At 72.2% G+C, this 5,417-nt stretch carries 5 protein-coding genes; 2 read left to right on the forward strand and 3 right to left on the reverse strand.

Annotated features, from left to right (window positions below):
- Positions 1–170: (2Fe-2S)-binding protein (locus FUT87_RS05490; protein ID WP_255511681.1), on the forward strand; the 170-nt coding region annotated here is incomplete at its 5' end.
- Between the two features lie 11 nt (positions 171–181).
- Positions 182–2,443 (forward strand): xanthine dehydrogenase family protein molybdopterin-binding subunit, encoded by a 2,262-nt coding sequence (locus FUT87_RS05495; protein WP_147240337.1) that lies wholly within the window; start codon positions 182–184, stop codon positions 2,441–2,443.
- A 29-nt stretch (positions 2,444–2,472) separates the two neighbouring features.
- Here FUT87_RS05495 and leuD read toward each other — a convergent pair whose 3' ends face one another.
- From leuD to FUT87_RS05510, 3 genes are all read right to left on the reverse strand, one after another.
- Positions 2,473–3,111, reverse strand: a complete 639-nt coding sequence (leuD, locus tag FUT87_RS05500; RefSeq protein WP_147240338.1) for a 3-isopropylmalate dehydratase small subunit — start codon at positions 3,109–3,111, stop codon at positions 2,473–2,475.
- The gene (leuC, locus tag FUT87_RS05505; protein WP_147240339.1) at positions 3,108–4,664 is read right to left on the reverse strand and encodes a 3-isopropylmalate dehydratase large subunit; all 1,557 of its coding nucleotides are present in this window, start codon (positions 4,662–4,664) and stop codon (positions 3,108–3,110) included. Before leuC ends, leuD begins: the two co-directional genes overlap by 4 nt.
- Positions 4,661–5,417, reverse strand: a 757-nt coding sequence (locus FUT87_RS05510) for an alpha/beta fold hydrolase (RefSeq protein WP_147240340.1), incomplete at its 5' end; no start/stop codon positions are given. The genes FUT87_RS05510 and leuC, both read right to left, overlap by 4 nt.

The raw sequence follows: 5,417 nt of genomic DNA on the forward strand, positions 1-5,417 counted from the left end.
GCGGCTACTGCCAGAGCGGCCAGATCATGGCCGCGGTCGCGCTGCTGCGGCACCGGCCCCAGCCCAGCGACGCCGACATCGACGCCGCGATGAGCGCCAACCTCTGCCGCTGCGGCACCTACGTGCGGATCCATGCCGCCGTCAAGGACGCCGCCCGCTCGCTCGCCTGAAGGAGCCTCCCATGCGCCCCATGTTCCAGTACCTCAGCGGTGAACTGCCCGCGGCCTTGGCCGAGGCGCCCGAGTCCTCGGCCGCGCCGGGCGAGGGCGGCCTCGGTCGCCGCGTCTTCCTCAAGCTGGGCCTGGCCGCCGGCTTCGCGCTGTACGCGGCGCCCGGCGGCGCGCAGGACGCGTCGGTGGGCGGCTCCGCGCCGGGCGCGCCCGAGCCGCTCAAGCCCTTCCAGCAGCCGTCGGCCTTCGTCGCGATCGACGCGGACGGCATCGTCACCGTCACCATCGGCAAGATCGACTTCGGCCAGGGCGTGCAGACCGCGCTGCCGATGCTGGTGGCCGAGGAAATGGACGCGGACTGGAGCAAGGTCCGCTGCGAGCTCGCGCCGGCGGGCGAGGCCTACAAGGATCCGTTCTTCCACATCCAGATGGTGGGGGGCTCGACCAGCATCAAGGCGTCCTGGCAGCAGTACCGCGAGATCGGCGCCCGCATGCGCGCGATGCTGGTCGCCGCCGCGGCGAAGCAGCTCAACACGCCAGCCGCGCAGCTGCGCACCGAGTCGGGCAGCGTCGTCACGCCGGACGGCCGTCGCCTGGGGTATGGCGCGCTGGCGCAGGCGGCCTTCGCCGAGCCGGTGCCGGCCTCGGTGGCGCTCAAGGATCCGTCGCAGTTCAAGCTGATCGGCAAGCCGGTCAACCGGCTCGACGCGCGCGCCAAGTCCAGCGGCCGCCAGGACTTCGGCATCGACCTGCAGTTGCCGGGGCAACGCAGCGTCGTCATGGTCCATCCGCCGGTCTTCGGCGGCCGCGTCGCGCGCTTCGACGCGGCGCCGGCGCTCGCGGTGCCGGGCGTCGAGGAGGTGCTGCAGGTGCCGCTCAGCGGCGGCGCGACCGGCCTGGCCATCGTGGCCAACGGCTTCTGGCCGGCGCGCAAGGCGCGCGAGCTGGTCAAGGTCGAGTGGGACCTGAGCGGGGTCGAGCGCGTGGACAGCGCGGCGCAGCTGGCGCAGTTCCGCGCACTGGCCAGGCAGCCGGGCATCGCGGTCCAGCGGGCCGACACCGCGGCGCTGACGGCGAAGCCGGCACCGGCGCTCATCACCGCGGAGTTCACCTTCCCCTACCTGGCGCACACGCCGATGGAGCCGCTGAACTGCACCATCGACTTCCGGGGCGATCGCTGCACGGTGTGGGTCGGCTCGCAGTTCCAGACGGTGGACCAGGCGCAGGTCGCCGGCGTGCTGGGGCTCAAGCCGGAGCAGGTCACGCTGCACACGATGACCGCCGGTGGCGGCTTCGGACGGCGGGCGACGCCGACCTCGGACTATGTCGTCGAGGCCGCGCAGGTGGCCAAGGCGCGCCACGCCGCGGGCAAGACCGGGCCGGTGAAGATGATCTGGACGCGCGAGGACGACGTGCGCGGCGGCTACTACCGTCCGACGCACCTGCACCGCGTCGAGATCGCGCATGACCGGCAGGGCGGGGTGCTCGCCTGGAAGCATGTGATCGTGGGCCAGTCCATCACCATGGGCACGCCCTTCGCGGACTTCATGGTGAAGAACGGCGCGGACGCCACGATGACCGAGGGCGTGGCCGAGAGCGCCTATCCCTTCCCGATCGCGCTGGAGGTCCATCACCCCAAGGCCAACGTGCCGGTGCTGTGGTGGCGCTCGGTGGGGCACACGCACACCGCCTTCGTGATGGAGACGCTGGTGGACGAGCTGGCGCGTGCCGGCAAGCTGGATCCGGTGGCCTACCGGCGGCAGCTGCTGGCCAAACATGCGCGCCATCTGGCGGCGCTGGACCTGGCGGTGGCGAAGTCGGGCTACGGCAAGGCCACGCTTGCCAAGGGGCGGGCCTGGGGCGTGGCGGTGCATGAGTCCTTCAACACGGTGGTGGCTTATGTCGTCGAGGTGTCGATGAAGGGCGGCCGGCCGGTGCTGCACCGGGTCACGGCGGGGGTGCACTGCAACCTCGCGGTGAACCCGCGCACGATCGAGGCGCAGGTGCAGGGCGCGCTGGTGATGGGCATCGGCATGACCTTGCCCGGCGCGGCGATCACGCTGAAGAACGGCGAGGTCGAGCAGAGTAACTGGCATGACTACCGGGTGCCCATCCATGTGGACGCGCCGCCGGTGGACCTGCACATCGTGCCTTCCGCGGATCCCCCGACCGGCATGGGCGAATGCGGCGTGCCACCGATCGCGCCCGCGATCGCCAACGCCGTGGCGGCGCTCACCGGCAAGCGCTGGCGCAGCCTGCCGTTCCCGGCTTGACTGCGGCCTGACTTTTCCATCGAAGGGCTTCAGCGGCCACCGCCGCTTGCCCGGGCCACGTCCTTGAGCCACGGTTGCGCCGCCCAGTGCGCGGCCGCGAAGGCCTTGATCCGATCGCGGTAGGTCATCGAGAGCCCGATCGCATCGAGCCCCTCGAGCAGCATCCGCTGGTGCCGCGGCAGCATCTCGAAGCGCGCCTCGACGCCCCCGGCGCTGCGCAGCGTGAGCGTCTCCACGTCGATCTCGACGGTGTTCCCCGGCACCGTGTCCGCCTCGTCCATGAGCCGGCGCACCTCGGCCTCCGGCAGCGTCACCAGCAGCAGCCCGTTCCCCATCGCATTCGAATAGAAGATCTCGCCGAACCCCGGCGCGACGACAGCGCGGATGCCGGCCTGCTGCAGGCCCCAGACGGCGTGCTCGCGGCTGGACCCGCAGCCGAAGTTGTTGCCGCCGATGAGCACGGACACCCCGGCGTAGGCGGGCTGGTTCAGCACGAAGCCGGGCCGCTCGCGGCCCTCGCCGTCGAAGCGCAGGTCGTGGAACAGGCCCTGGCGCAGCCCCTGCTTGTCGATGCCGCGCAGGAACTGCTTGGGCATGATCTGGTCGGTGTCGAGGTTCTCCAGGCGCAGGGCCGCGCTGCGGCCCTCGATGCGGCGGACGGGATTCATCGCGGGCTCTCCTCGCCGAGGACGGGCGGCAGTCGGCGGACATCGGTCAGGCGGCCGGTGACCGCGGCGGCGGCGGCCATCGCCGGACTCATCAGGTGGGTGATCGCGCCGCGCCCTTGCCGGCCTTCGAAGTTGCGGTTGGTCGTCGAGGCGCAGCGGATGCCGTCGGCAAGCACGTCGTCGTTCATCGCCAGGCACATCGAGCAGCCGGGCTGGCGCCATTCGAAGCCCGCATCGAGGAAGACGCGATCCAGGCCTTCCGCCTCGGCCATCGCGCGCACCGCGCCGGAGCCCGGCACCACCATCGCGCGCACGCCCGGCGCGACGCGGCTGCCGCGCAGCACGGCGGCGGCGGCGCGCAGGTCCTCGATGCGGCCATTGGTGCAGGAACCGATGAAGACATGCTGGATCGGCGTGCCCGCCAGCGCCGCGCCGGCCTCGAGCCGCGTGTAGCGCAGCGCGCGTTCGGCGCTGTCGCGCGCCGGGCCGACGGCCATCCGGGCCGGGTCGGGCGCGTGGCCGTCGATCGGCGCGACCTGGTCGGGACTGGTGCCCCAGGTGACCTGCGGCGCGATGTCGGCCGCGTCGAAGCGGTGCTCGGCATCGAAGCGGGCGCCCGGATCGCTGCGCAGCGTGCGCCAGCGCGCGAGCGCGGGCTCGCGCCATTCGCCGGCGAGGTCGGGACAGCGGGCCAGCACGTAGTTGATCGCCGTCGCGTCCGGCGCGATCAGCGCGCCGCGCGCGCCGGCCTCGACGGCCATGTTGCAGAGCGTGAAGCGCGCCTCGACGGACAGCGCGTCGATCGTCGTCCCGCAGAACTCGACCACGTAGCCGCGCGCGCCCTGCGCGCCGATGCGGCCGATGATCGCCAGCACCAGGTCCTTGGCCGTCGTGCCCGCAGGCAGCGCGCCGTCGACGCGGATCCGCATGTCCCTGGCGACCCGGTAGACCAGCGTCTGCGTCGCCAGCACATGCTCGACCTCGGTGGTGCCGATGCCGAAGCCCAGCGCGCCGAGCGCGCCATAGGTCGTGGTGTGGCTGTCGCCGCAGATGACGACCATGCCGGGGCGGATCATCCCGTGTTCCGGCGCGACCACGTGCTCGATGCCCTGCAGGGCGTCGGTCGTGTCGAAGAGGCGGATGCCGTGACGGTCGCAATTGGCCTTGAGGTTGCTCGCCTGCAGCGCCGAAGGCGGGTCGGCGATCACGCGCAGGGCCGATGGCACCGCATGCGTCGGGATGATGTGGCTCACCACCGCGACCTGCTGTCCCGGCATCGGCACGCCGCGGCCCTGCTCGCGCAGGCCGGTGAAGGCCTGGGGGCTGGTGTACTCGTTCATCAGGTGCAGGTCGCAGAACAGCAGCACGTTCTGCGCGTCGAGCGTCGCCACCGTGTGGCTGTCGACAAGCTTGCGGTAGAGCGTGCGCGGCGCGGCGTTCGAGGACTTGGGATCGGGCGTCGCGATGGGCGAGTCGCTGATGTCCTTTGCGTCCGCGGCGTCAGCAGCGTCCGTGGCGCGGATCGTGCCGGTCACGGCGTTGGTGGCGGTCATGGCTGGCGCTCCGCTTCGGCGGCGATGTCGCGGTCTGGCGCGGTGAAGAAGGGCAGGACCCGATCGAGCAGCGCCTGAGGCGCTTCCTCGGGGATGTAGTGACCGCAGGGCAGGGCCTCGCCGCGCAGGTCCGTCGCCAGCGGTCGCCACAGCGCCAGCGGATCGAAGCAGCGATGCACGACACCGTGCTCGCCCCACAGCGCCAGCAGCGGCATGGTGAGCCGACGTCCGGCGTCGCGGTCCTCGCGGTCGTGGACCAGGTCGATGCCGGCGCTGGCGCGGTAGTCCTCGCAGAGGCCGCGGGCGGTGCCCGGCAGTGCGAGGCAGCGCTGATACTCCGACAGGGCCAGCGGATCGAAGGGCGCCAGGCCCGCGCTGCGGCGGCCCATCACGTCGCGGACATAGGCGGCGGGATCGGCCTCGATGAGGCGCTCGGGCAGCGGTGCCGGCTGGATCAGGAAGAACCAGTGCCAGTAGGCGCGCGCGAAGGCGTCGTTGGCGCCGGCGTACATGTCCAGGGTCGGCGCGATGTCCAGCAGCGCCAGCCGACGCACGGCCGTCGGGGCGTCCATCGCGAGCCGGTGGGCGACGCGCGCGCCGCGGTCGTGCGCCAGCACGTCGAAGCGCGGGTGACCGAGCGCCCGCATCACCGCCAGCATGTCGGCCGCCATCGTCCGTTTGCTGTAGGCGGATGCGTCGGTCGCCGAGCCTGGTGCCGACGCCGACGCCGACGCCGATGTCGATGTCGATGTC

It is taken from the genome of Mitsuaria sp. TWR114, assembly GCF_007997345.1.